The sequence below is a fragment of the Bacillota bacterium genome, assembly GCA_029961055.1.
GTDB lineage: Bacteria > Bacillota > Sulfobacillia > JAIMAT01 > JAIMAT01 > JAIMAT01.
Map to the genome: position 1 here is coordinate 1 of JASBVM010000023.1, position 22,952 is coordinate 22,952.

Here is a 22,952-nt window from a genome sequence, read left to right on the forward strand (position 1 = left end):
CGAGTACCTGAACAAGATGCAGGACCGCGTGATCAGGTTCGTCGTCGAAAATTCGAGAATCAGCGAGGAGAAGTTCCGCGAGCTGATGTTCAGCACGGGGGAGCTGGCGCAGGACGTGGGCACGATCCTGGTGGGACGCGAGGCGGTGGAGGTGGGCCTGATCCAGCAGGAAGGCGGCATCGCCGACGCCCACCGGGCGCTGCGCGAGATGATCGCGGGAGGTGCCGGCTGATGCTCTGGACGATCGCCCCGCCGGAGATGATCTGGGGAGAGGGGTGGAGCCGGGTGGCGAAGCCCCCTTCCTACGAGGAAGCGCAGGTGGGGGGCAGGCGGCTCTTGGTCGAGCGGGGAGCGGACGGGCGGCGGCGCGTCGTCCGCCTCCTCTCGACAGATCCGGCGGACTTCCTCGACGCGCGCTTCCAGCCGGGGACGGTCCTGCCGGAGCCGCTGCCGGAAGGGGGTGGCAGGGCCGCGATATAATGGTCGGGACTCCGGAGGGGAGGGTGTTCCGACCTCGATGGCACTCTGGGAGGCGCTGGTGCTCGGGGTGGTCCAAGGGCTGACGGAGTTCCTGCCCGTCTCCAGCTCGGGCCACCTGACGCTGGTCCAATTCCTGATGGGTTTCCAGGGCAGAGCGCAGGAGATGCTGGCCTTCGACGTGCTGCTCCACCTGGGGACCTTCCTGGCCGTAGTCCTCTATTTCGCGCGCGACATCGTGGCGCTGATCGCCGGCTTCTTCACCGGCCTGGGCGCGCTCCTGGGGCGCCGCTCCGCCTGGGCCGACGTCTGGCGGGAGCCGAACTTCCGCACGGCCCTCCTGGTGCTGATCGGGAGCATCCCCACCGGACTGATGGGAATCTTGCTGCAGTCGTTCTTCGAATCGCTCTACAACTCGCTCCTGGCGGTAGCGGTGGGTTGGCTGGCCACCGCTGCGCTCCTCTGGTGGGTCGACCAGCTGGGCCACCACGGGCGGCGGGCGAGCCAGAGCGGCGCGGGGGCGGCGCTCTGGACCGGCTTCATGCAGGGCATGGCGATCGCGCCGGGGCTCTCCCGCTCCGGCGCGACGGTGGCGGGGGCGCTGATGGCGGGGATGGAGCGGAGGGAGGCGGCGCGCTTCTCCTTCCTGTTGGCGTTGCCGGCGATCCTGGGCGCGGCGCTGGTCGAGCTGCGGCACGTGACCGGCCTGGCCGGCGGCGTGGAACTGGCGGCCGGCTTCCTGGCGGCGACGCTGTCGGGCATGGTGGCCATCCGCTGGCTCCTCCAGGCGCTCACCCGGGGGAGTCTCCGCCCCTTCGCCGTCTACTGCGCGCTCCTGGGCGTCGTGGTGGCGGCCTGGCAACTGCTTTGAGCGGGCCGAGGAGGACGAAGCCGGGCAAGGCGGGGGAGAGAAGGATGCAGCGAGCGAGGGGCTCGGACCGCACCGCCCGCCGGGCGCGCTCGGCCCGGCCGGCCCGGGCGCCCCTGCCCGAGCCGCTCCGCCGCGAGCTGGCCGCCCTGGCGGTGGGCGTCTTCGCCGTCCTGCTGGGCGGCGCGCTGGCCGGCGCGCCCATGGGGCCGGCCGGCCGCGGCGTCCGAGCGGCGCTTCTGGCGCTCTTCGGATGGGTGGCCTGGGCGGCGCCGCTCCTCCTGGCGGCGGTGGCCCTGGCGCTCCTGCGCGCGTCCGCGCCTCCGGGCGGGCGGGGGCGGGCCGCGGGCGCAGCGCTTCTTTTCGCCGACCTTGCGGGCTGGGCCTCGCTGATCCGGCCGGGAAGCTGGTCGCAGGCGCTGGCGGGACAGGCGGGGGGCGGCCTTCTGGGCACGGCGGTCTGGGCCGCTCTGAGGTCCGGCCTCGGGCGCTTCGGCGGCACCGTCCTCCTGGCGGCGGCGGGCCTGGCGGGGCTGCTTCTGCTGACGGGGAGCCCGGTGAGCGGCTGGGCGGGAAAGGCGGCTTCGGCCGCCCGCGCCTTCTTTGCGGCGCTCTGGTCGGCGCTGGACGACTTCCTCTTCGAACAGGTGGAGGAGCCACCGGCTGGTGTCTCGCCGGCGTCGGGAGGACCGGGGACACCCGCGACCGAGGTGGCCGAGGGCGGGCCGAGGCCCGAAGGCGGCGTCGCGGCGCGGCCGCTCTCCGAGGCCGCCGGCGTCCTTCCCGCGGGGGGTTCCGGCCCGGCCCCTACCGAGCCGCCGGACTCTCCCGCTCCGCCTGCGGCGGACCTGCCCATCCCGCCGCGCATGCCGATGGCCGCGCCTGCGGAGGATCTCCTCTCGGGCGGTGCGGCGGAGGCCGGGGCGCGGCCTTCCGCGGGGCGGGCGGCCCCGGACGGATCCGGCGCGCCGCCGGGGCGCGCCGCGGCCGGTCGGCGGCGCGAGCGAGAGGGCCGGGCAACGGGGATCCAGCTTCCGCCGCTCGACTTGCTCGCCCGGCCTGTTCCGGGCCGGGTGGGGGCGGACCGCGAGGAAGACCTCCGCCAGGAGGCGGCGCTGCTGGAGTCGACGCTGCGCAGCTTCGGCGTCGAGACGACGCTGGCCGGCGTCTACCGCGGCCCGGCCGTCACCCGCTTCGAGCTCCAGCCGGCGCCCGGCGTCAAGGTGGCGCGGATCGTCGCCCTGGCCGACGACATCGCGCTGGCGCTGGCGGCGCCGGAGGTGCGCGTGGTGGCGCCGGTTCCGGGCAAGTCGGTGCTGGGGATCGAGGTGCCCAACAAGCACGTCACGCCGGTGACGCTGCGCGAGGTGCTGGAATCGCCGGCCTTCCAGAACGCGCGCTCCCGCCTCACGGTCGCCATCGGCAAGGACATCGGCGGGCGCCCGATCGTGGCCACGCTGGACGACATGCTCCACGTGCTCATCGCCGGCGCCACCGGCTCCGGCAAGAGCGTCTGCATCAACACCCTCATCACCAGCCTGCTCTTCAAGGCGCGCCCGCAGGACGTCCGGCTCCTCCTCATCGACCCCAAGCGGGTCGAGCTGAGCGGCTACGAGGGGTTGCCGCACCTCCTGGCACCGGTGATCACCGACCCGAAGAAGTCGGCGGGCGCCATGCGCTGGCTGGTGCGCGAGATGGAGCGGCGCTACGAGCTCTTCGCGGAGTGGCGGGTGCGCGACATCGACCGCTTCAACCAGGCGGTGCTCCGGGACGGGAGCCCGGCGCTTCCTTACATCGTCGTCGTCGTGGACGAGCTGGCCGACCTGATGATGGTGGCCCCGCGCGAGATCGAGGAGGCGATCCAGCGGCTGGCCCAGATGGCGCGGGCGGCCGGGATCCACCTGGTGCTGGCGACCCAGAGGCCCAGCGTCGACGTGATCACCGGCGTGATCAAGGCCAACATCCCCTCGCGCATCGCCTTCGCGGTCAGCTCGCAGGTCGACTCGCGGACCATCCTGGACATGGCGGGCGCCGAGAAGCTGCTGGGCAAGGGCGACATGCTCTTCTACCCGCTGGGTGCGGCCAAGCCGGTCCGGGCGCAGGGCGCCTACGTCTCCGAGCGGGAGCTGGAGCGGGTGCTCACCTTCCTGCGCGACCAGGCGTCGCCGGAGTACCTGCTCGAGGCCGGCGCCCCGCTCGACGACGAGGAAGAGACCACCGGCGAGGAGGACGATCCGCTCCTCTCCGAGGCGATCCGCGTCGTGGTGGAGAACCACCAGGCCTCCGTCTCCATCCTCCAGAGGCGGCTTCGCGTCGGCTACACGCGGGCCGGCCGGCTCATCGACATCATGGAGCGGCGCGGCATCGTCGGCCCGTATCAGGGTCCGAAGCCGCGCGAGGTCCTGATGACGTCCGAGACCTATGCCCGTCTTTACGGCGACGGCGGCCGCCCGGACCCTTCCGGCGGCGCGACGCCTGCCGGCCCGTCTTCCTCTCCTGGCAAGGGTTGAGCGGAGAGCCGCCCCGCGCCCTCCGCATACTACGACCGTCACTTGCCGCCGGGCGCATCTTCGGCCCGGCAGGAAGGAGGCGGTCGTATGCGTATCTGCGGCAGGGCCTCGCGGGCCGGCCTGGTGCTGCTGCTGGCGGCGGCGGTCCTGCTGGGGGCCGGCTGCGCCGGTGGCCGGACCGCCCAGAAGGTTCCCGGCCCCTCCCAGCCGGGGAACAGGACCGGCAGGCCGGCGACCTCGGCCACCTTGCCGTCGGAGCACGGCAAGCCGCTGAGCCGGCACACGGGTCCGCTCAAGGTGCTGGCCTTTTACGACGACCAGTACGAGAAGCCGCGCGGCCAGGTGCTCACCCTGGTCCGCCAGAACAGGGACCTGATCTCCTACCTGGCGCCCTTCTGGTACAAGGTGCAGGCGGACGGGAGCCTCATCGACAACAGCGAGGCGGACCTGAAGAAGTTCGCCCGAGAGAACCGCATCCTGCTCCAGCCGCTCTTCACCAACGCCGGTGGCAACGACGCCGTGCTTCTGGATCCGGCCGCCCGGGCCCGCGCCGTCGAGAACATCGTGGCAGCGGTGCAGAAGAACGGCTACGCCGGGGCCAGCATCGACTTCCAGCTGCTCAAGCCCGAGTCCCGCGACGGCCTGAGCGCCTTCGTGGCCGCGCTCAGCCAGCGGCTCCACGCCATGGGCAAGGTGGTCACCGTGGACGTGATCCCGGCGCTCACCGCCAACGGACCGCGCAGCGCCTACGACTACGCGGCCCTGGGCAAGAGCGCCGACCAGGTGGTCCTGATGACGTACGACCGGCACAGTGACGGCTCGCCGCCCGGTTCGGTGGCGCCGCTGGCCTGGGTCGACGCGGCCGTGCGCGAGGCCATCTCCGTGATCCCGCCCGACAGGGTGATCCTCGGCCTGGCCGCCTACGGCTACGACTGGCCGCAAGGAAGCACCCAGGCGCGCTCGATCCCGCTCAAGAACATTCCGCGTGGCCCGCATATCCAGCGGACACCGGCGGCCGTCCCCTACTACACCTACGTGGCCGCCGACGGGACCCGGCACGAGGTCTGGTTCGAAGACGACAAGTCCATCGTCAAGAAGATCCAGATCGCCAAGAAGTACGGGCTTCACGGCCTGGCCGTCTGGCGGGTGGGGTACGAGACCGCCGGCTTCTGGAACGCGATCCGCCGGAACCGGTGAGCGGGCGGAAGCCGTGGGTGTGGGCGAGAAGGCAGGCGACGGGCGCCCGAGGCCCCGTCGCCTGCTTCCTTTCGCCCCGTCTCGGGCTTTTCGCCCCGCCCGGGCTGCTTCAGGTCAGCTGCCGGAGCCTGCGCTTGGCGGCCCGGACCAGGGAGGCCGGCCCCCGCGCCGCCCCGCCTTCCTGGTCGGGCTGGCCTTGTCCCTGTCCCTGCCCGGACTCCTGGCTGCCGTCGCCACCGTTCCGCGAGCGGCGGAGTCCCCTGGGAGCGAGGCCCGAGCCGGAGGAACCGTCCTGTGAGCCGCCCGCCGCCATGGAGACACCTCCACCGCCGCCCTGCCGGGGGCCGGCCTGCTGGGAGAGCTGCTCGATCCGGTTGGCGATCTGTTCCGTCTCCTGGAGAACGTTGCGCAGGCGGGCCAGGTTGTCGATCAGCTGCTGGGCGATCTGGCCCGCCGGGTCAGCCTGGCCGCTTGGGGCCCAGCCGGAGCCGGCCTGCTGCTGCGGCTGGGCTCCGGCCTGTCCGGGTGCGGATCCGCTGGGACTGGCGAGCCGGATCTGGCGGCGCCGCAGACGACCGGCGCGCAACCCCGCGCCGGCCGTCCCGCTGACGCCGAGGGGCGGGCCCATCTCCCCGGCGACTCCGGCGGCCCCCATCCCCGCCGCTCCGGTTCCGGAGCCCCCACCGGCCTGGGCAACGCCACGCGTCATCCGCATCCTGCGTCCCGCGCCCCCCGCCGCGGCGCCGGCGCCGCGCCCGTACCCAGCCGGACCGCCATCGGAGCCAGCGATGGCGCCGGCGCCGGCCTGGCCGGCCGGGCTTCGGCCTTCGGGCCCCTGGTACCAGCCGCCCTGCGGCCCGGCCGCGGCAGGCGCGCCCGAGCCCTCCCGGCCGGAGAGGAGAGAGGCCAGTTCCTCCCGGATCATCGCTCGCAGCATCTGGTCGGCACCGCCTGCCTGACCCGCCACGGAGAGGATCACTCCCTTGTCTGGGCTCACCCCGGGCTAGCTTGCCAGCCGTCCCGGCGCGCTATTCCGGAAGAGCGGGCGGGCCGCCTCCGCCGGGCGCCCCGCCCGCTCCCGGTGCGCCCGCCACGGGCGCTGGCACGGGTCTGCAAGTCCCCTATGGGAGTGGGTAGCGACAACCGCTAGCCGAGGGCAACGGGGTCCGCGAACGGAGCGAAACCCGAGGCTACCGAGGGACGGTCGGGTGGATGGGGCCGGCTGCTGGAGCGGTGGTCCGGCGCGGGCAGATCCCTCAACCTGCCCGACGCAACTGCGTGATCAGGCCGGACGGCGACGGCCGCGCGGTCTTCGGCCACTACACGGCGGCCGAGATCCGGGAGTTCGGGATCCGAGACGCTGCGAGCCGGGCCGGTCCCGTGCCCGCCGCGGGCGAAAAGCCGCTCCCGCTCCGGGGTAACGGTGGCTGGGACTGCTCGCCGCACGGTGGACGGTGTGGCGGCGACGGTGCCGTGACCGGTAGAATGCGAGCAGGAGCGATGGAGATGCCCTTCACGGTGGAGGACCTCCGGGATCTTTTGAGACTTTTGGACGAGCACCCGGAGTGGAAGCGCGAGGTGCGCAGGGCGGTCTTGGCCGACGATATCCTGGAGCTTCCCCGGATCGTGCGGGAGCTCGTGGAGGCGCAAAGGCGGACCGAGGCGCGCCTGGATTCGCTGGCGGCGCGGGTGGAGGAGCTCGCCGAGGCGCAGAGGCGGACCGAGGCGCGCCTGGATTCGCTGGCGGCGCGGGTGGAAGAGCTCGCCGAGGCGCAGAAGCGGACCGAGGAGACCGTTCAGCGGCTCGTGACCGATGTCGCCCGGCTCAACGGCTCCGAGCTCGAGCGCAGGTTCCGCGAGAACGCGCCCGCCTACCTGAGCCGCCGTTACCGGCGCGGACGGCTTCTGTCGAAGCAGGAGCTGATGGACGCGCTGGACGACGCCGTGGACGGAGGGCGTCTGAGCGCAGTGGAGGCCGAGGTGATTCACGGGGCGATCCGTGCGGCCGACGCCGTGGTTCGCGCCCGCGACCCCGAGGGAGAACTCTGGTTGGTGGCCGAGGTCTCCCAGGTGGTCGACCGCAAGGACGTGGCGCGGGCCAAGGAGCGGGCTGAAGCGCTGGCGAAGCTGGGTGTGCGGACGTTACCCGGTGTCGCGGGGCTCCGCTTCACGGAGGGGGCGGAAAGCCTCCTGGCCGAGGGCGGTGTGGAGCGCTGGAACTTGGAGGACGACTGAGGAGTCGGAGGATGGAACTGCCAGCCTAGCTCAACGGCAGAGCGGCCGCCTCGTAAGTGGCAGACGCCGGTTCGACCCCGGCGGCTGGCTCCAAAGATCACACATTTCGTGGAGCGGCCGTCCGGCCGCTTTTTGCGGTGGGCGGCGCCAAGATGAACGCGATTCGCGGATGGCGGCGGCACAACCGAGCGTTTCGCCTTGTCAGGGTGAGCGACCGGGAAGCCGCCGGATGCGGCCCCTCTCGTCCGCGGGTGTGCGAAGAAGGGGGCTGGCCGCCCCCCCTCCTGCTCGATCCGGGTCTCCCGGGCTCCGGGCCTGCCCTGTTCGCTCGCTCACGCCGCGCCGCGCGCCCGGCGAACCAGCTCCTCCCGGATGCGGAGCGTCACCGGGCCGGGGCGGCCGTCGCCGATGGGCCGGTCGTCCACGCGGACGATGGGCACGACCTCCGAGGTGGTGCCGGTGACGAAGACCTCGTCCGCCTGCCAGAGCTCCTCCAGCGGCACCGCCCGCTCCACCAGGCGGATCGACAGGTCGCGCGCCACCTCCAGCACCGCGCCGCGGGTGACGCCGGAAAGGATGAAGGGACCCTCCGGGTGGGTCTGGAGCTCTCCGTCGAAGACCAGGAAGAGGTTGGAGCTCGACCCCTCCGTCAACACGCCCTCCCGCACCAGGATCGCCTCGAAGGCACCGGCCTCGTGGGCGGCCTGCTTGGCCAGCACGTTGGGCAGGAGGCAGATCGACTTGATGTGGACGGCATGCCAGCGGATGTCGGGCACGGTGACGGCCGTGGCCCCCTTCTCGACCAGCGCCGGATCGGCCGGGGCCACAGGGCGCGCGGTCATGACCACGGTCGGGTGGGGATCCTCGGGGAACGTGTGCGCACGCGGCGCCGGTCCGCGCGTCACCTCGAGGTAGACCGACGCGTCCGCTGCGGCCAGCCCGTTCCGGCGCAGGAGCTCCTCCGCCGCCTGCCGGATCGCGCGGCGGTCCATGGGCAGGGCCAGGTGGATGGCCAGCGCGCTCCGCTCCAGCCGGTCCAGGTGTTCCTCCATCCGCCAGAACCGGCCACCGTAGACCGCGATCACCTCGTAGATCCCGTCCCCGAAGAGGAAGCCGCGATCTTCCACGGGGATGAGCGCCTGCTCGTAGGGAACGAACTGCCCGTTGAGGAAAACCGTCTCCGACATCCTTCTGCCTCCTGATTGGACCTGGGCTAGCGGCATGCCGCTTTCCCAGTGTATCCCACACCACCTGAGGAAGGGGACCCGAATGAACTGGATCTGGCTGGTTGCGCTGCTGCTCGGCTTCCTCACCGGTGCCGCCCTCCATCCCGGCCGCCTCGTCCTGCGCTGGAACGAGCGGCTGGGGCAGCTCGCCCTGGTGCTCCTGCTCCTGAGCCTGGGCGCCCAAGTCGGCGCCGACCCGGCGGTCTGGCAGCAACCGGGTCTCCTCGTCCGCCGCGCCCTCCTCCTGGGCTGGCTGCCCCAGGCCGGGGCCGTCCTGGTCACGCGGTTCCTGGTCCGGTGAGCCGGCTGATCCTGGCCGCGACCGCGGCCGGCCTCCTCCTCGGCCTTCTCGGCCGCGGTCATCCGGTCGCCGCCTGGGCCGGCGTCTCGGAGACCTGGGCGCTCACCGCCCTCCTCTTCTCAGCCGGCGTGGTGATGGGGGCCGACCTGGAGCGGGTGGCGCGCCTCCTGAGCCGGGGCTGGCGCCTCCTCCTGACGCCTCTGGGGGCGGCGTTGGGCAGTCTACTCGGTGGACTCCTGGCGGCTCCACTGGCGGGGATGCGGCCGGTCCACGCACTGGCGGTGGCCGGGGGCTTCGGATGGTACAGCCTGGATGCGGTCCTGGTCGGCCGGATGGCGGGGCCGGAGCTGGCGGTCATCGCCTTCGTGGCCAACCTGATCCGGGAGCTGACGGGCCTTGCCGCCGCCGCCTGGCTGATGCGCAGGCTGGGACGGCCGGCGGCGGTGGCGGCCGCCGGGGCGACCGCCATGGACACCGGGCTCGGGGTTCTGGTCCGGGCCGGAGGAGCCGAGGCGGGGGTGGAAGGATTCGTGAGCGGGCTTCTGCTCAGCGCCGCGGTGCCCCTTCTCCTGGGCTTCCTTGGCAGGTGGTTGTGAGGGGGCCATGTGGTAGCATGGGGCGGCGCCCCGGTTCGGCGGGCCGCCCGCGACGCGCCGGCCGGACGGGAGTCTGCCACCATCCCGCTTGCGTCGAGGTGGATGACGCGTTGCTCGCTCGCTCTCACGCAGCTCGCACCGGCCGGGCGGCCGGTACCTGCCGTCGCCTTGCAGCCGGGTTGCTCGTTCTCCTGGTCGGATCGCTGCCGCTGGGCTGGCTGGCGCGAGCCGCCAGGGCCGAGGCGCCGGCCTCGTCGGGCGGGGTGGCGCAGGCCACCGCCCCGGCCGGCGGCCTGCCGGTCCGCGGCAACCCGCTGGGGCTGAAGGCGAAGGCGGCCGAGCTGCTGGACGTGCGGACGGGGCAGATCCTCTACGCCACCAACGAGCACGAGAAGATGGAGCCGGCCAGCCTGGCCAAGCTGATGACCTTCCTGCTGGCGCTGGAGGCGGTCCGGAACGGCGTCGTCAGCCCACGGACCCAGGTGACCGTCAGCGAGAACGCGTGGAGGCTCTCGCTGAACGACGCGGTCTCGCGCATGTTCATCCGCGTGGGGGAGAAGGTCCCCTTCGACACGCTGCTCTACGGGCTGATGGTCGCCTCGGGGAACGACGCAGCCGTCGCCATCGCGGAACGGCTGGGAGGCACCGAGGCCAACTTCGTCCGCATGATGAACGCCAAGGCCCGCCAGCTGGGCCTGTCCGACACGGTCTTCGTCAACAGCCACGGCCTGGACGCGCCGGGCCAGTCGACCAGCGCCGCCGACGTGGCCAAGCTCTCCGCCTACATCCTGACGCACTTCCCCGACGCCACCCGCTACACCAAGCCGGCCAGCTTCAGCTTCCAGCCCACCGGCGCACCCCAGCCCATCCGGCAGCAGAACTGGAACGGGCTGGTCATCACCGATCCCCGCGTGGACGGGCTGAAGACCGGTCACCTGGAGGCGGCGGGTTACCACCTGGCCGCTTCGGCGCGGGCGCAGGGGATGCGGCTGGTGGCGGTGGTGATGGGGATCCAGGCACCGACACTCCAGGCGGGTATGCAGGAACGGGAGCGGGAAGCGGAGGCGCTTCTCAACTGGGGCTTCGACAACTTCACCACCGTCCAGCCCGACCTGAGGGGGAAGCTGCCCGCCTCGATCCCGGTCTACAAGGGGGCGGCAGGTCACGTCCGGGCCGTGCCGGGGGCTCCGCTTCTCCTGACCCTGCCCAGGCAGGAGGCACGCTCCGTCAGCGTCCAGGTCACCCTTCCCTCCAGGCTGATCGCGCCTGTCCGGAAGGGTCAGCCGCTGGGCGAGGTGGTGCTCAAGGCAGGATCCGGCACGTGGAGGATTCCGCTGCTGGCGGCCGAGGCGGTGCCCCGGGGCAGCTTCCTCCGGGTCCTGTGGGACACGATCCGCCTGGCCGTGGACGATCTGCTGGCCCGGGTCCGCCTGTGATGCCTGTGAGGGGGGCCGGCTCGGCCGGGGGCCCCTAGACGGGCGGGCGGAGCTCGGCCTCCTCTTCCATCCATGCCGGCGAGCGGGAGTGGTCGCCCTGGACGTCCTCCCCGGTCTTCCGGACGTCGAAGTCCGGGCTGACCGCCAGCGTCTCCCGGCGACGACGGTCGGTGCGCCGGGCCAGCTCGACCCGGTAGCGGCCGGGGCGCGGTACGGCCAGGCGCCAGCTGTCGACCGGCCGGGGAAGGACCGCTTCGTAGAGGAGACCCCGCTCCGGATCGATCAGATCGAGGACGAGATGGCTCTCGTTGCCGAGCCGGTGCCAGCGCCGGAGGTCGAGGCGTCCCGCCCAGGAGACGCGGACCCACTGCGGGTCAAGGAGCTCGACCTCCAGGTCCTGCAGGTCGCGCACGGTCGAAGCCTCGCCTTTCCGCGTCGGCTCGGTTACGTTCATGAGGGTGCCTCCCGCACGAATCGTCACAGAGGATGATGCCTCGCGGAGCGGCTTCCCTATCCGCGACACGGCGAGAGGGACGTTCCGAGCCGGACGAGGAGGCAGGCGATGGGCGAGCGCAGGTGGATCTGGCTTTTCGCCGCCGGCATGCTGGCGGCCTTCGGCTTGGCCACGCTCTTCAGCCAGGGGTATGTCAACTGGCAATGGTTCGGTCACCTCGGCTACCGGGGCGTCTTCTGGACGGCGCTGGCCTACCGCTGGGGCGTGGGCGTGACGGCCGGCCTCCTGGCGGCCGCCGTCCTCTTCGTCAACCTGCTCTGGGCGCGCCGGGCGTTCAGCGTCTTCTTCCTCAATCCGGAATCGGTGCCGCCCCAGCTGATCCCGTGGCTGCGGCCACGGCGGCAGATCCTCCTCCTGGGCGTCATCGCGGGCCTCACTGGCGTCGCCATGGGGCTGAGCACCGCCGACCAGTGGATGACCGTGGCCAGCTGGTGGAACCAGGTGCCCTTCGGCCAGGTCGACCCGGTCTTCCACCGCGACATCGGCTTCTACGTCTTCACCCTGCCCTTCCTCCGCCTCGTCTACAGCTTCCTGGAGACGATCGTCGTCCTCTCCCTGCTGGTGACGGGGTTCCTCTACTTCATGACGGGCGCGGTCGCCCTCTTCGACCGGCGGCTCCACGTCTATCCGGCGGCGCGGGCGCACCTGGGGATCCTGGTGGGGGTCTACTTCCTGCTGCTGGCCTGGCGGTATCGCCTGGACATGTTCGGCCTCCTCTTCTCCAACCGGTCCGTGGCCTCGGGCCCGGGTTACACCGATCTGCACGTGCTGCTGCCGGGGCTGGGCGTGATGATCGCCCTGGCGCTGGCGGCGGCTGGGGCCGCGTTCGCGCTGACGCGCCTCACCCAGCTCCGCTGGCTGGGGTACGCGGTGGCGGCGGTGGCGCTGGGCTCCATCCTGGTGGCGGGTGTCGTTCCCGCGCTGGTCCAGCGGCTGGTGGTGGTGCCCAACCAGCTGGTCAAGGAGCGCCCCTACATCGAGAACGCGATCCAGGCGACGCTGCGCGCCTGGAACCTGGACCATGTCGAGGCGCGGAACTACCAGGTGCGGCAGGACCTGGACTACGCCAGGGTGGAGGCGGACCAGGGGACGGTGAGCAACATCCGCCTCTGGGACTGGCGCTTCATCAGCCGCGCCTACCAGCAGCTGCAAGGAATCCGGACCTACTACACGTTCGACGCCATGACGGTCGACCGCTACATGCTGGGCGGCACGCTCCGGCAGGTGGTCCTCTCGGGCCGGGAGATCGCCTACGACAACCTGCCCGACGCCAGTTGGGTCAACCAGCACCTGGTCTACACCCACGGCTACGGGGTGGTGGCGACGCCTGCGGCCGAGGTGACCCGGGACGGCATGCCGCCGTTGGTGCTGCGCGACATCCCTCCGCGCGGCAGGCCGGAGCTGGCCGTCCGCCAGCCGGCCATCTACTTCGGCCTGGAAACGCGGCCCTACGCCATCGTGGGCACGACGCAGAAGGAGTTCGACTACCCGCGGGGCAGCACCAACGTCTACACCGAATACCGGGGGCGGGGGGACGTCCAGCTGGGCGGCTTCCTCCAGCGCCTCGCCTTCGCCCTGGCGGAGGGCGATTACAACGTTCTCCTCTCGAGCCAGCTGACCGCCCGCAGCCAGGCGCTGATCCACCGCCAGGTGGAGGAGCGGGTGGCGCGGGTCGCCCCCTTCCTGCAGTACGATTCCTCGCCCTACCTGGTCATCGACGGAGGGCGCCTGAAATGGATCGTCGACGCCTACACGGTCAGCTCCTACTACCCGTATGCCCAGTCCACGGGGGAGAGCGGCGTCAACTACATGCGCAACTCGGTCAAGGCGGTGGTGGACGCCACCAGCGGTGCGGTGAGCTTCTACGTGGCCGACCCCCGCGATCCGCTCCTGCGGGCGTACCAGCGGGTCTTTCCGGGGCTCTTCCGGCCCATGGCGGAGATGCCGGCCGGGCTGCGGGCGCACATCCGCTATCCGCAGGACCTCTTCGAGGCGCAGCTGCGGATCTACGCCCGCTACCACATGAAGGATCCGGAGGTCTTCTACAACAACGAAGACCTCTGGACCTTCCCCAAGGAGATCGTGGGGGGGACCACGGATCAAAGCCCCATGGAACCCTACTACGCCATCCTCCAGCTGCCGGGGGAGTCCCAGCCGGAGTTCCTGCTGGTCATGCCGCTGACGCCCAACAACCGGGACAACATGATCGCCTGGCTGGCGGCGCGCTCGGACGGCTCCCACTACGGGGAGCTGGTCCTCTTCAACTTCCCGAAGCAGACCCAGGTCTTCGGTCCGGCGCAGGTGGAGTCGCTGATCAACAACAACGACCAGATCTCCCAGGCGCTGACGCTCTGGAACCAGCAGGGCTCGCGGGTGCTGCGCGGCAACCTGCTGGTCATCCCCATCGACCGGTCACTGCTCTACGTGCAGCCGCTCTACCTGGAGTCGACAAGCACGCAGCTCCCCGAGCTCCGGCGGGTGATCGCCTCCTATGCCGGGCGGGTGGCCATGGAGCCGACCCTGGACCAGGCGCTGCGCACGCTCTTCGGCGTGAGCGGCCCGCCGACGGCACCGGCGACGCCCGCGGCGCCCGCCCGGCCGGCTCCCGGTCCGGGTGCCCCCGGCCAGAGCTGGGCCGACCTCGTGCGCAGGGCGAACCAGCTTTACACCCAGGCCCAGGAAGCGATCCGGCAGGGAAACTGGGCGCTCTACGGAGAACGGATGGCTGAGCTGGCGCAAGTCCTGCAGCAGTTGCAGCAGACCCTGCCGGCGGGCCCGGCGGGGCAGGGAAGGTAGAAGCGGCAGCGATCACACGAGCAGGGCAGACGGGGTGGGGTGGAGCGTGGAACCCGTGGAATCCGAGGGGGCGCAGCGGGTGCGGATCGAGGATCTGCCCGCGCACCTCGGCGAAGAGGTGCGGCTGGAGGGGTGGCTTCACAACCGGCGCTCCAGCGGCAAGATCACCTTCCTGATCGTCCGGGACGGGACCGGCTTCGTCCAGGCGGTGGGCAGCCTGGACGCGCTGGGCGAAGAGGCCTATCGCCGGCTGGACCACCTGGTCCAGGAGAGCCCTCTCCGGCTGCGCGGGCGGGTGCGCCAGGACCGTCGCGCGCCCACGGGGGTGGAGATCGAGCTGGAGGAGCTGGAGAGCTTCCCCAGCGGACCCGACTATCCCATCACCCCCAAGGAGCACGGCGTCGACTTCCTCCTCGACCACCGGCACCTCTGGATCCGGACGCCGCGCCAGCGCGCCATCCTCCGCATTCGCGCGGAGGTGATCGCGGCCAGCGAGGAGTTCCTCCGGGGACAGGGCTTCCTGCGGGTCGACTCGCCCGTTCTGACGGCCAACGCCAGCGAGGGGACGACCACGCTCTTCTCGGTCGACTACTTCGGCGAACCCGCCTTCCTCTCGCAGAGCGGGCAGCTCTATGCCGAGGCCAGCGCCATGGCGCTGGGCCGCGTCTACTGCTTCGGGCCCACCTTCCGGGCCGAGCGCTCCAAGACCCGGCGCCACCTGATCGAGTTCTGGATGCTGGAGCCGGAGGCGGCCTTCGTCGAGCACGAGGAGAACCTGCGCCTCCAGGAGGGTCTGGTCCGCCACGTCCTGCGGCGTCTCCTGGAACGCTGCGCGCCCGAGCTGGCCGAGGTGGGCCGCGACGTGCGCAAGCTGGAGAAGGCGGAGGGGCCCTTCGAGCGGATCACCTACGACGAGGGGCTGGCCCTGCTGCGCAGGCAGGGCCTGGAGCTGGAGTGGGGGGACGACTTCGGGGCGCCGCACGAGACGGCGCTCGCCTCCGCCTTCGACCGGCCGGTCTTCGTCGAGCGCTATCCCGCCCAGGCCAAGGCCTTCTACATGCAGCCGGCGGCCGACGACCCGCGGGTCGTCCTCTGCGACGACCTGCTGGCACCGGAGGGCTACGGCGAGGTGATCGGAGGGAGCCAGCGCATCCACGACCTGGAACTGCTCCGGCGACGGATCCGGGAGTCCGGGCTGAACGAGGCGGACTTCGAGTGGTACCTCGACCTGCGCCGCTGGGGAAGCGTCCCGCACAGCGGCTTCGGCATGGGAATCGAGCGGATGGTGGCCTGGATCTGCGGCCTGGAGCACGTGCGCGAGGCGATCCCCTACCCGCGGCTGCTCAACCGCCTGCGGCCGTGAGCCCTCCCGGAGGCAGACGGCCCTGACGCGCCCGCCCGGGCGGTAGCGAGGAGGAAGGCGAGATGGAGAGCGTCGGCACGATCCTGCGCCAGCGGCGTGAGGAGCTGGGTCTCAGCCTGGAGGAAGTCCAAGCCCGGACCAAGATCCGGAGCCGCTACCTCGACGCGCTGGAACGAGGCGACTACGGCCTGCTGCCCGGGGAGGTCTACGTCCGCGGTTTCCTGCGCGCCTACGGCGAGGCGATGGGGCTGGACCCGCAGATGCTGCTCGAACGGTACCAGCGCGAGGTGGGCTCCACCTCGGAGGAAGCCCCCGCGCCGCCGGCCAGCGGCCAGGCCGGTGCCGGGGCCGGTGGCGGGACCGTGGTCGAGGGCGAGCCGGAGGCCGGCCCCGCCCCGCCGCCGCAGGCAGGCGGCGTGCTGCCGCCGCGCGCCCGTTCCGCCGCCAGCCGCCCGGGCCGTTCCGGTGCCCCGGCGCGCGGCGCGCGAGGGCCAGCCCGTGGGTCCAGGGCCGTGAGGCCGGCCTCGCCTGCGGTGGGGCTGCGGAGCCCGCGCCGCTTCCTGGCGGTGCTGCTGGGCGCGGTCCTGGTGGTGGGCGTCCTCGCCTACGCTCTCTGGCCGCGCTCCCCGGCCGCCAGCCCGGCGGCCGGCCGGAAGACACCTCCCGTCACCCAGACCGGCCAGGCGGGCCAGGACACGTCCGGCAAGGGCGCTGGAGGCGGCTCCGGCTCCCAGGCGCCCGGTGGAAGCGGGGCGACCCTCCCCGCGGTGGAGAAGTCCGTCTCGGGCCAGACCGTCCTCTACACCCTCAAGGAGAAGGGGCCGCTCCGCCTGGACGCCGCCTTCACCGACCGGGTCTGGCTGGAGGTGAAGACCGACGGGAAGCTGGCCTTCAGCGGGATCGTCCTGCAGGGCGCCCGGCGCAGCTGGTCGGCGGCCAGCGAGATCGACATCGTCACCGCCCGGCCGTACGCCATGGATCTGACGCTCAACGGCCAGGCGCTGGGCGTCCCCAGCCCCTCCACCGTCCGAACCTACCTGGTCTTCGTCCTCGCCGGCCAGTCCGGGGGCGGGAGCGGCGCGACCGGTACCGGCGGCTCCGGCGCCGGTCAGGGGAGCGGTTCCGGGACCTAGCGCGGGGGAGGAGAGGGAGCCGGGTTCCCGGCCTCTCGGAGCAGGTGGCCGAGCGAGACGAACTGGAAGCCTTTCCCTCGCAGCTCCAGGAGGATCTGGCGGAGCGCCAGGGGCGTCTGGCTGTCCGTGTCGTTGGCGCTCATGAGGACGATGTCGCCCGGTCGTGCCAGGCGGAGGACGCGGCGGCGGATGTAGTCCGGTCCCGGCCCCAGCCAGTCCTGCGAGTCGAGGCTCCAGCGGACGGGGACGTAGCCCAGCTCCACCGCCGTCTGGACTACCGTCGGGCTGTAGTCCCCGTTGGGCGCGCGGAAGAAGCGCGCCGGCTCCCCCGTCACCTGGCGGAGGACGGAGCCGCTCCGCTGGAGCTCCTCCCGGATCACCTCGCGCCCGTACTGGCTCATGTTGATCTGACGGTAGCCCAGGCTGCCCACCTCGTGCCCGTCCGCCGTCATGCGGCGGACCAGCTCCGGGTGCTCCGCCGCCCAGGCGCCGGAGACGAAGAAGAGAGCGGGCACGTGCTCGTCATGGAGGATGTCCAGGACCTGCACGGGCACCTGGTCCCCCCAGGCCACGTCGAAGGTGAGCACCAGCTCCCGCCTCCGGGTCTCCACCCGCTCCAGCGGCGCCGGCTGGCCGGCGGCCGGCAGGTAGGCGGCCAGTCGCAGCCCCCCCTCCAGGACCAGGAGGAAGCCCAGGAGCGCCGCGAAGACGGCGGCCCTGCGGCGGACGGCTTCGCCGAGGTCGAGGTGGAGGACGAACACCCGCGCGGCATCCCCTTCCCGGCCTGGCCGCACCCCCCATGGAGCCAGGCCGCGGTAGAGGGTATGCCCTGGCGGGCCGGTCCTACGCCTTCCGGCGCCCCGCGCCCGGAGCGAGACCGGCCCGCCTGCCGTGCTCCCGGCCGGCCGGGAGGGCGGTGCCCGACCGGCCGGCGGAGGCGGCCAATGGCCGGGCACCTAGGCATGGAGCCGCCGCCGGAGGCGCTGACGCCGGTGCTCCAGCTCCTGCACCCGCTGTGCCGAGCCCGGCAGGCGGCGCCTGGCCTCCAGCGAAAGCGCCTGCTCCACCAGCTCCAGGGCCCGTTCGGGTCTCTTGAGCCGGTGCTCGTAAAGCTTGGCCAGGGCGACAAAGGCCTCGCTGGGAGCGAGGGAGGGCTGGGTGAGCAGCTCCTCCCAGACCGCGGCCGCCTCCGTCCAGCGCCGGTGCCGCTCCAGCTCCCGCGCCAGGAGCCGGCCGGTACGGAGGCGCTCCCCAGGCCGCTCGGACCCGCGGAAGGCCTGGGCAAGCAACGGGACCGAGGCGGGGTCGCCGGCCTTCCGGGCCCAGCGGCCCAGCCCCTCCGCCGCCCAGGCGGGCAGCCCCTGCGACGGGCGCCGGGCGAGCAGCTCCGCCAGGCGAGCGGTCAGGGCGGCCAGGGAGACCAGGTCGCTCCGGTTGTGCGCCAGCACGTCGTCCAGAAGCCCCGCGTCTCCCCCGTTCAGATAGGCCAGGTACCGGGCGGGGGCAGCCGACCCGGGAAGGTCGCCCTCGCGCCGGAGACCGAGCACAGCCTCCTCCAGGACCGCCAGCGAGGCGCGCCCGAGCCGGCGCCCCCAGACCGCCCGGGCCAGCGGAAGGATGTCCCAACCCGCGGTGCCCGCCGCTCCCGTCGCACCCGGCGCAGCGGGGGCGAAGGGGTTGGGGCCGGCGCCCGGACCGTGGCAGAGAAGCCAGCGCCCCGCCAGCAGGGGCAGGTCGAAGCGGTCGCCGTTGAAGGTGACCCAGGGGCGGCCGGCCATCTCCGCCGCCACCTCCTCCAGCCAGGCCGCCTCCTCCGCCGGGTCGGGGAGGAGGTGCTGGAGGACCACCAGCTCGTCCTCCTCCCACCAGGCGAGGCCGACCAGGAAGACCAGCGTCCCCGCGCCCCGGGAGAGCCCGGTGCTCTCCACGTCCAGGTAGCCCCACCCCCGGGGGGAGCCCTCCAGGGGGACGGCCGAGGGGAGCAGCCCGCGCCGCGGTTCGGCGTCCAGGCCCTGCGGGGAGAGACCGGGCACCCTCGCCGCCGGGAGCCGCAGGGGACCTGCCCGCCGGAGGGCGGACCCCGGCTCGCCGGAAGGCGCGGAAGGGTACAGCGGCGCGGCGCGCGAAGCCGCCCCGGCCGGCGCCTTCGCCCGCTCCGCCAGGAAGCGGTCCCAGCGCTCAAGGAGCCCCGTGCGGCCTCACCTCGCCCAGGCCGCTCCCTCCGGCCTCCAGGCAGGCGGCCAGGAGCGACCGCGCCACCTCCTTCCCCCGCGGCCCCACCTCGCTGGCCGGGCCCACGCAACCGGGGCAGCCGTTCTCGCAGGGGCAGCGGTCGACCAGCTCGAGGGCGGTCCGCAGAAGGTCCCGGTGGAGCGCGTACAGCTTCTCGCTCAGCCCCACGCCCCCCGGGTAGGACTCGTAGAGGAAGACCGTGGGCCGGCCCGTGAAAGGCGAGCGCGCCTGGACCGAGGAACGGAGGTCCTGGGGGTCGCAGAGGAGGTAGAGCGGGGCCACCCCCGCCAGCAGCCGTCCGAGCCCCAGCAGCCCGCCCTCCAGCACCGCCTGCGGCCAGAGGGCGCCGCTCTCCGGCGGCAGCGCCAGCCAGAAGGCGGCGGAGGGCATCTCCAGCTCCGGCAGGTGGATCCGCCCCCAGCCCACGTTCTCGCGGGTGGTGAGCCGGATCTTCTTGAAGAGGGTGGCCCGGGAGACGACCCGCACCTCGCCCCAGGCCCGCTGCCATCCGCCGGGGAGCGCCTCCTGGCGCTCCACCTGGGTGACGCGCAGCTCCACCGCCAGATCGGCGTCGGTGTAATAGTCCACGTCCACCGGCCGGACGTACGCCTTCCTCTCCTGGAAGTCGAGCCGGGTCACCTCGTACTGCCGGCCCCCGTGGAGGTAGATGGCCTGCTCGTGGACCAGGAGCGGCGCCGAGAAGAGGTCCACCTCGCCGATCACCCGGGCCCCCTGGCTGCTGTCGACGATGACCACGTTCTCCTGCGCCGCCGAGCGGAGGCTGATCTCGTTGGCGGGGAAGCTCTCCGCGTTCCAGAACCAGCGGCCGCCGGTGTGGCGGAGCACCCCTTCCCGGGCGAGGAACTCGAGGATCGCCTCCAGGTCGACGCCGTCCTCGCCCTCCAGGCCCGGCCAGCGCTCGCCGTCGCGGAAGGGGAGCTCGAAGGCGGCGCACTGGACGTGGCTCATGAGGATGTAGAGGTTTTCCGGGTTGATGCGCGCCTCTTCCGGCTCCTTCGACAGGAAGTACTCCGGGTGCGTCACCACGTACTGGTCGAGGGGGGCCCCGCCGGCCACCAGCACCGCCACCGCCGGCTCCTGCCGCCGCCCGGCGCGCCCCGCCTCCTGCCAGGTGCTGGCGACGCTCCCGGGGTAGCCGGCCATCACCGAGGCGCTCAGGCTGCCGATGTCGACGCCCAGCTCCAGGGCGTTGGTGCTGGCCACGCCGAGGATCTGGCCGCTCCGCAGGCCGCGCTCGATCCGGCGCCGCTCCCCCGGCAGGTAGCCTCCCCGGTACCCCTCCACCCGGCTGGCCAGCGCGGGTGGCAGCTTCCGGCGCAGCTCCGAGAGCATCAGCTCCACGGAGAGGCGGGAGCGCCCGAAGAGGATGGTGGGGACGGCATGGCGGAGGAAACGGGCCGCCCAGGCTTCGGCCTCGGCCAGCGAGCTTCTCCGGATGCCGGAGGAGGGGTCCACCAGGGGCGGGTTATAGAATAGAAAGTGCTTCTCACCCTGGGGCGCGCCGTTCTCCCGGATGGCGACGGCGGCCCGGCCGGTCAGGCGCCGGGCCAGTTCGGCCGGGTTGCCGATGGTGGCCGAGGTGGCGATGACCTGGGGGGAGCTCCCGTAGAAGCGGGCGATCCGCTCCAGGCGCCGGAGGACGCCGGCCACGTGGCTGCCGAAGACGCCCCGGTACTGGTGGAGCTCGTCGATGACGACGAAGCGGAGCCCCTGGAAGAGCTTCTGCCACTGGGTGTGATGCGGCAGAATGGCTGCGTGGAGCATGTCGGGGTTGGTGATGACGATGCGCGCCGCCGCCCGGATGGCACGGCGCCTTTCGGGAGGCGTGTCGCCATCGTAGGTGTCGGCGAGGAAGCCCTCCCCCAGGGCCTCCAGGAGGGCGGAGAGCTCCGCCCTCTGATCCTGGGCCAGGGCCTTGGTGGGGAAGAGGTAGAGCGCCCGCGCCTCGGGCTCGGCCAGGAGGCGCTCCAGCACCGGCAGGTTGTAGCAGAGCGTCTTCCCGGAGGCGGTGGGCGTCACCACCACCGGGTTCCGCCCCTCCCGGGCCGCCTGCCAGGCGGCGAGCTGGTGGCTGTAGAGACGATGCACACCGCGCCGTTCCAGGGCCTGCCGGAGGGCCGCCGGGCTCCACTCCGGCCAGTCGCTCCAGCGGGCCTCGCGCGGCGGGATCCGTACCCAGGCGGTGATGGAGGGCCGGAGCGCCGGGTCGGCGTCGATCTCCTCGAGAAGCTGCGCGAGATTCAAGGGCGGACCACCCACCTCGATCCAAGGGGCCGGACGCGCCGGCCCCGCGAAGGACGGTGACCAAGATCCCCAAAGAGTTTCGCGCCGGACCGCTCAGTCCCCTTGCCGTCAACCCGCTCTTCGGCCGCTGGCTGGAAGAGCCCGCCGTCCTCCAGGACCGGCTGCGGCTCGCCCTCCGCCCGGACGAGCCCGCGCTGGCCGAGCAGGCGGCGTGGGTGGGGGAGCATTTCGCCGGCGACCGGCACCGGCTGGTGGAGGCGCTCCTGGCCACCGGCCGGGAGCTGGGGGCGCCCCTGGCCAGCATGGAGAACGCGGCCCGGCTCGAGGACCCCCGGGCGCTCGCGCTGGTCACCGGCCAGCAGCCCGCCCTGGCGGGGGGGCCGGCATACACCGTCTACAAGGCGCTCCAGGCGGTCCGCTGGGCGCGCGAGCTGGAGCTCCGCTGGCGCCGCCCGGTGATCCCGGTCTTCTGGCTGGCCGGGGAGGATCACGACTACGGCGAGGCCTCGGGAACCTACGTCTGGACCGCCGACCGGCGGGTGATGCGCATCCGGCTGGCCACCCGCCACGGCTGGCGTCGCCCGGTCGCCTGGGTGCCGCTGGAGGCGGACGCCCAGCTGGCCGTCGAGGCGCTCCTGCAGGCGCTGGCCCCTCTGGAGCATGCCGGGGAGGTGCGGGCCCTCCTGGAGGGGAGCCTCCGGAGCTCCCGCCTCCTGGGCGACTGGTTCGCCCGCCTGCTCCTGGGCCTGCTCGGCCGGCGCGGGCTCGTCCTCTGCGATCCGATGCGCCCGGAGCTGCGGAGGCTGGCGGCGCCGGCGGTGGAGCTCCTCCTCCGCCGGCCGGCGGAGGTGCTCCAGGCCTGTCGCCAGGGCGAGGAAGCGATCCGCGCCCGCGGCCTCACCCCCGCCCTCCGCTCCCACCCGCTCCAGCTCCCGCTCTTCCACCTGGACGGCGACGGCGCCCGCCGCGCCCTCCAATACCGGGAAGGAAGCTTCTCCGAGCGCGGGGGCGCCTGGTCCGGCACCGCCGCGGCGCTTCTGGACGAGCTGGAGCGGGCGCCGGAACGGTTCAGCCCCTCGGCCGCCCTCCGCCCCGTCGTCCAGGACCGGCTCCTGCCCACCGTCGCCTACGTGGCCGGCCCCGGCGAGATCGCCTACCTGAGCCAGCTGGCCGAGCTCTACGCCTTCTACGGCCAGCGCCCCCCGGTCTTCCTCCCGCGCCGGCACGTGACGGTGGTGGGCGGGGAGGAGGCCGAGTGGATGGAGCGCGCAGACGCCGATGTCGCCAGCGTCTGGGAGGCGCGCAGCCGGCCGGAGATCCTGGTGGCCAGGGGCATCCCCTCCGTCCGGGCGGCCTTGAGCGAGTGGGAGGCGCGCCGCCAGGCCCTGGCCCGGGCGCTGGAGGCGAGCCAGGGCTTCCTGGCGGCGCTGGAGGGCGGGGAGGGCGCAGCCGCCGGGCCGGGGGAAGACGCCGGCTCCGCCTGGACCGGACGGTGGCTGGCGCGCCTCGACCGGCGGCTCTGGAGCCTGCTCCGGCTCCGCCATCGCGCCGACTTCTCGGAGGCGCGCCGGGTGGCCACCGCGCTCTTCCCGCTGGCGCTCCCCCAGGACCGCGTCTTCGCCGTCTGGTCCTGGCTGGCGCGGAGCGGCACGGACTGGCTGGAGGAAGTGGCCGAGGCCCCGATCGAACCCCTCCACCTGGTCGCCTGGCCCCTCCGGCCGGAGGAGGCCGCGTGCTCCCGCCGGCAGGCGTCGGGAGGCGGTACGGACTAGCGCAGGGGCGGACCGGCGCAGAGGCAGAGGT

Annotated in this window: 19 protein-coding genes and 1 tRNA gene; 14 read left to right on the forward strand and 6 right to left on the reverse strand. The window is 73.0% G+C overall.

Annotation, left to right across the window (positions count from 1 at the left end; all coding sequences use genetic code 11):
- From QJR14_06680 to QJR14_06700, 5 genes are all read left to right on the forward strand, one after another.
- The coding region (locus QJR14_06680) for a translocation-enhancing protein TepA (GenBank protein ID MDI3317283.1) at positions 1-232 on the forward strand (232 nt) is incomplete at its 5' end.
- A complete protein-coding gene (locus tag QJR14_06685; protein ID MDI3317284.1) occupies positions 232-480 on the forward strand; it encodes a YlzJ-like family protein in 249 nt (82 codons plus the stop codon). The genes QJR14_06680 and QJR14_06685, both read left to right, overlap by 1 nt.
- Positions 481-517: 37 nt before the next feature.
- Entirely contained in the window at positions 518-1,348 is an 831-nt protein-coding gene (locus QJR14_06690; GenBank protein MDI3317285.1) for an undecaprenyl-diphosphate phosphatase, read from the forward strand.
- 44 nt (positions 1,349-1,392) lie between these two features.
- Positions 1,393-3,855, forward strand: a complete 2,463-nt coding sequence (locus tag QJR14_06695; GenBank protein MDI3317286.1) for a DNA translocase FtsK — start codon at positions 1,393-1,395, stop codon at positions 3,853-3,855.
- An 87-nt stretch (positions 3,856-3,942) separates the two neighbouring features.
- The gene (locus QJR14_06700; GenBank protein MDI3317287.1) at positions 3,943-5,052 is read left to right on the forward strand and encodes a glycosyl hydrolase family 18 protein; all 1,110 of its coding nucleotides are present in this window, start codon (positions 3,943-3,945) and stop codon (positions 5,050-5,052) included.
- Between the two features lie 109 nt (positions 5,053-5,161).
- Here the strand turns inward: QJR14_06700 and QJR14_06705 are convergent, their stop codons facing one another.
- Positions 5,162-5,680: a hypothetical protein gene (locus QJR14_06705; GenBank protein MDI3317288.1), complete on the reverse strand. Its 519-nt coding sequence runs from the start codon at positions 5,678-5,680 to the stop codon at positions 5,162-5,164.
- Between the two features lie 878 nt (positions 5,681-6,558).
- On the opposite strand from QJR14_06705, the gene QJR14_06710 reads away from it, so the two are divergent.
- A complete protein-coding gene (locus QJR14_06710) occupies positions 6,559-7,287 on the forward strand; it encodes a hypothetical protein (protein MDI3317289.1) in 729 nt (242 codons plus the stop codon).
- A gap of 19 nt (positions 7,288-7,306) precedes the next feature.
- Positions 7,307-7,380: transfer RNA gene (locus tag QJR14_06715), tRNA-Thr, on the forward strand.
- 239 nt (positions 7,381-7,619) lie between these two features.
- Here QJR14_06715 and dat read toward each other — a convergent pair.
- Positions 7,620-8,474 carry a D-amino-acid transaminase gene (gene dat, locus QJR14_06720; protein MDI3317290.1) on the reverse strand — a complete coding sequence of 285 codons (855 nt, stop codon included), beginning with the start codon at positions 8,472-8,474 and terminating at the stop codon, positions 7,620-7,622.
- A gap of 82 nt (positions 8,475-8,556) precedes the next feature.
- On the opposite strand from dat, the gene QJR14_06725 reads away from it, so the two are divergent.
- The 3 genes from QJR14_06725 (at position 8,557) to QJR14_06735 (ending at position 10,846) form a co-directional block, all read left to right on the forward strand.
- A complete protein-coding gene (locus QJR14_06725; GenBank protein ID MDI3317291.1) occupies positions 8,557-8,814 on the forward strand; it encodes a hypothetical protein in 258 nt (85 codons plus the stop codon).
- Complete coding sequence (locus QJR14_06730) at positions 8,811-9,410, forward strand: lysine exporter LysO family protein (GenBank protein MDI3317292.1); 600 nt, start codon at positions 8,811-8,813, stop codon at positions 9,408-9,410. Before QJR14_06725 ends, QJR14_06730 begins: the two co-directional genes overlap by 4 nt.
- Positions 9,411-9,589: 179 nt before the next feature.
- Entirely contained in the window at positions 9,590-10,846 is a 1,257-nt protein-coding gene (locus tag QJR14_06735) for a D-alanyl-D-alanine carboxypeptidase family protein (protein ID MDI3317293.1), read from the forward strand.
- A 34-nt stretch (positions 10,847-10,880) separates the two neighbouring features.
- Here QJR14_06735 and QJR14_06740 read toward each other — a convergent pair whose 3' ends face one another.
- Positions 10,881-11,300 (reverse strand): hypothetical protein, encoded by a 420-nt coding sequence (locus QJR14_06740; protein ID MDI3317294.1) that lies wholly within the window; start codon positions 11,298-11,300, stop codon positions 10,881-10,883.
- A gap of 108 nt (positions 11,301-11,408) precedes the next feature.
- Here QJR14_06740 and QJR14_06745 point away from each other — a divergent pair, with 108 nt between their 5' ends.
- The 3 genes from QJR14_06745 (at position 11,409) to QJR14_06755 (ending at position 16,652) form a co-directional block, all read left to right on the forward strand.
- Positions 11,409-14,156: a UPF0182 family protein gene (locus QJR14_06745; protein MDI3317295.1), complete on the forward strand. Its 2,748-nt coding sequence runs from the start codon at positions 11,409-11,411 to the stop codon at positions 14,154-14,156.
- A gap of 46 nt (positions 14,157-14,202) precedes the next feature.
- Positions 14,203-15,519, forward strand: coding sequence for an asparagine--tRNA ligase (gene asnS, locus QJR14_06750; GenBank protein MDI3317296.1), 1,317 nt, complete (start codon positions 14,203-14,205; stop codon positions 15,517-15,519).
- Between the two features lie 62 nt (positions 15,520-15,581).
- Positions 15,582-16,652 (forward strand): DUF4115 domain-containing protein, encoded by a 1,071-nt coding sequence (locus tag QJR14_06755; GenBank protein MDI3317297.1) that lies wholly within the window; start codon positions 15,582-15,584, stop codon positions 16,650-16,652.
- Here QJR14_06755 and QJR14_06760 read toward each other — a convergent pair.
- From QJR14_06760 to QJR14_06770, 3 genes are all read right to left on the reverse strand, one after another.
- Positions 16,649-17,413, reverse strand: a complete 765-nt coding sequence (locus tag QJR14_06760; GenBank protein ID MDI3317298.1) for a polysaccharide deacetylase family protein — start codon at positions 17,411-17,413, stop codon at positions 16,649-16,651. The genes QJR14_06755 and QJR14_06760 overlap by 4 nt on opposite strands.
- 195 nt (positions 17,414-17,608) lie before the next feature.
- The gene (locus tag QJR14_06765) at positions 17,609-18,685 is read right to left on the reverse strand and encodes a ribonuclease H-like domain-containing protein (GenBank protein MDI3317299.1); all 1,077 of its coding nucleotides are present in this window, start codon (positions 18,683-18,685) and stop codon (positions 17,609-17,611) included.
- 145 nt (positions 18,686-18,830) lie between these two features.
- Complete coding sequence (locus QJR14_06770; protein ID MDI3317300.1) at positions 18,831-21,149, reverse strand: DEAD/DEAH box helicase; 2,319 nt, start codon at positions 21,147-21,149, stop codon at positions 18,831-18,833.
- A gap of 56 nt (positions 21,150-21,205) precedes the next feature.
- Here QJR14_06770 and bshC point away from each other — a divergent pair, with 56 nt between their 5' ends.
- Entirely contained in the window at positions 21,206-22,921 is a 1,716-nt protein-coding gene (bshC, locus tag QJR14_06775) for a bacillithiol biosynthesis cysteine-adding enzyme BshC (GenBank protein ID MDI3317301.1), read from the forward strand.
- Positions 22,922-22,952: the final 31 nt, after the last annotated feature.